The following is a 3,017-nucleotide window of genomic DNA, read 5'->3' on the forward strand; positions in this document are numbered from 1 at the left end:
GAAAAGTGTCTTTTTTTCATTTATTTTACTGTATAAAACTGGTTAATCAACACGCCTGATGAAATTTATTTAAAAAGAGAAAAGAACCATCTCTTCAGTCATATACATAACAGTGGAATAACTGTCCAAGTAGAAAAACAATGGTGAAGAGGTGGTTAACTATGTCAAATGGGAATTACCCCTATTTCGCGTATTATGGAAATCAACAATATCAAAACTATCCCCAGTATGTTCACGAGCGGCAGACAGTAAGGCCATTAGCCAGTTATCAGCCATATGGTTCATTATTCTCGCAGTTTCGGCCGATTCGTCCGTCGACTCAGGATCAATTGATTGTTCCAAGAGGTTATCAATACGATATTGTAGCTTCGTGGGGCGATGAATTGGGAAATGGTGAAAGATTTGGATTTAATAATGATTTTACCTGTTATTTTGGCGGAAATCCGAATGAAGGTTTACTTTGGGTGAATCATGAGTATATTGGAAATCTTAGTATGTATGTCTCCGGTTATCGCGAAGAACAGGGCAGGAGAACGAGAGAACAAATTGAAATCGAAAAGTATAATGTGGGCGGCTCGGTCATCCATATCCGCAAGACTCGCGACGGAAACTGGAGAATTGTAAAGGGTTCGAGATATAATCGGAGGATTACCGCCAATACTCCGATTGATCTGACTGGGCCCGCGAAAGGTGATCCTGCAGTAGGCGGAGTGTCTACGGTTATAGGAACCTTTGCTAATTGTTCGGGCGGAAAAACACTGTGGAATACGGTGTTCTCCTGTGAAGAAAATTATATGGATATGATTGAAGATTGGTCAACGGCAGAACAGGAGCGGAAGCCGGAGCAAGAAGCGACAGACACGACTGAATTGAATGCCACGCATTATGGCTGGGTAGTTGAAATTGATCCTTATAATCCTGCTTCGACACCGAAGAAGCATACATTCCTCGGCCGGTTTGCCCATGAAAATGCAGTCATGACCCTTGGCAGATCAGGTCACGTTGTCGTTTATACGGGTGATGATGCGAACGACCGGTGCGTCTATAAATTTGTTAGTGACGATGTGTACAGACCGGAACTAGGAAAAAAGAATAGCAGGCTTCTTGAAAAAGGCACGCTTTATGTAGCCGATATGGGTGCTAATGAATGGAGACCTCTCGATATTAACAAGAACCCTAAATTAAGAGAAAAGTATCAAACACAGGGCGAACTGCTGGTAAATACGCGCGATGCCGCAAAACTCGTTGGTGGAACACCGCTTGATCGCCCTGAAGACATCGAAATCCATCCCCGCGATGGTTCCATCTACATTGCGCTTACGAATAATCTTGAACACGGCAATTATTACGGTCAAATCTATCGTCTCGTTGAAGATAATAACGATTCGGAAAGCACTTCATTTATGTATGAGATATTTGTATCAGGTGGACCGCAAAGCGGTTTTGCCTGCCCGGACAACATGATGTTCGATCAAGCGGGAAATCTGTGGGTAACGACCGACATTTCCTCTGACAAACTGAACGAAGGGGTCTACGAGCCATTCGGAAATAACGGTTTCTTTATGATCCCGACAGAAGGGCCGAATCGTGGAAAAGCAATGCAGTTTGCCTCGGCACCGGTCGAGGCGGAATTAACGGGCCCATGGCTGGCGCCAGATGGCATGACATTGTTCCTGTCGGTCCAGCACCCCGGGGAGGAGACTGAGGATCCGAACAACCCACACAGCAGATGGCCCTATGGCGATATCCCGAGGCCATCTGTGGTCGCCATTTCACGTGTCTGAACTTAAATTTGAATAAAAGGCAAGCGGAGCTGGCTGTGAAGCTCCGCTTGTATATTTTTTATCATGAGCCTGAGATTTATCCTTGTTATCTGAATATAATTGTTGCACGTTCTCTTTTCGGAGCAATAATATCAATATACTACCATCAAAGCCAGGCTGAAAACTCTTCTTTTAAAACTGAATACATCATTATATCCTGATGGCTGCCTTTTACTAACATCGATTTCCTCAAAACGCCTTCAAACGACATTCTCGCCTTTTCCATGACCCTTGCTGAGGCTTTGTTGTCAACAAAGCATTGTGCTTGAATCCGCACTAAATCCATGTTAGTAAATCCAAATTTAATAATAGTTTTTGCCGCTTCAGTCGCAATGCCTTTACCCCAGTACTGCGGCGCCAGGACATAACCAATTTCTGCGCTTTTGTGGGCAGGTTTCCACCACACAAAATCAATTGTTCCAATCAATCTCCCGTTTTCTTTATATTGTATTCCCCATGGAGCAATTTTCTTGTTTTCATATTGTTGTAATACAAAGTCCAGAAATTGTTTAGTATCAGCGGAAGACAGATGAGTATCCCATGTTACATACTTCGAAACTTCTTGATTCGATCCATATGAATAGATATCTTCTAAATCTTCCAAGCTCAATTTTCTTAGGACAAGACGATCTGTCTCCAGAATAGGCAATTCTCCGTAAATATCTTCAATCTGCATAAAATTCACCTCTATCATTAATAGTTTCCATTATATATGAAATGTTTTTTTGCGGGTCATTTATTAGAGTCTAAATGCCATTACAATGACATGTAAAGGGCGAATATGAAATATTTCTGAAAAAAAATCTTCATAATTATGTACAATGAACTGAAGGCGTAGCATTTAGAAACTATCGATGTTATTTTAGAAGTATAAGATTGTATGAAAATTATTTACAACGAAACATTTTTAAATGTTCACAAGATGGATGGATTTCTATTGATGGAAACGAAAATGATCTTGGGGTGAAAGCATTGGTTATGAATATTATTTATCCGATCATTATCTTTTTATTTTTATTACTGGTTGGAATTTTTGGGTTGAGGCTTATTCGGAATTTGAGAAAAAAATCGTAAATTGAATAAATGATCTTTACAAAAAAACAAGCTATTCATGTCAGAGCTTGTTTTTGTTTTATGCGTGCCCAGCAAGCCGTTAATTGCTAGTTGGTGAAAGTCCAACCCGAGTAAGTGTCA

The 3,017-nt window shown here is 40.9% G+C and carries 2 protein-coding genes; one reads left to right on the plus strand and one right to left on the minus strand.

The window, feature by feature from the left end; translation table 11 throughout:
- Positions 1 to 161: 161 nt before the first annotated feature.
- Positions 162 to 1,784: a PhoX family protein gene (locus CVD23_RS21375; protein ID WP_180955759.1), complete on the plus strand. Its 1,623-nt coding sequence runs from the start codon at positions 162 to 164 to the stop codon at positions 1,782 to 1,784.
- Positions 1,785 to 1,929: 145 nt separating this feature from the next.
- On the opposite strand, the gene CVD23_RS21380 is transcribed toward CVD23_RS21375, so the two are convergent.
- The gene (locus CVD23_RS21380) at positions 1,930 to 2,499 is read right to left on the minus strand and encodes a GNAT family N-acetyltransferase (RefSeq protein WP_101667116.1); all 570 of its coding nucleotides are present in this window, start codon (positions 2,497 to 2,499) and stop codon (positions 1,930 to 1,932) included.
- Positions 2,500 to 3,017 lie beyond the last annotated feature (518 nt).

The organism is Bacillus sp. V33-4 (assembly GCF_002860225.1).
GTDB classification, from domain to species: Bacteria; Bacillota; Bacilli; order Bacillales; family Cytobacillaceae; genus Bacillus_BJ; species Bacillus_BJ canaveralius.

Coding starts and splice junctions, on each gene's coding strand:
- CVD23_RS21380 (WP_101667116.1), bottom strand. CDS start 2,499: ATGCAGATTGAAGATATTTACGGAGAATTGCCTATTCTGGAGACAGAT.
- CVD23_RS21375 (WP_180955759.1), top strand. CDS start 162: ATGTCAAATGGGAATTACCCCTATTTCGCGTATTATGGAAATCAACAA.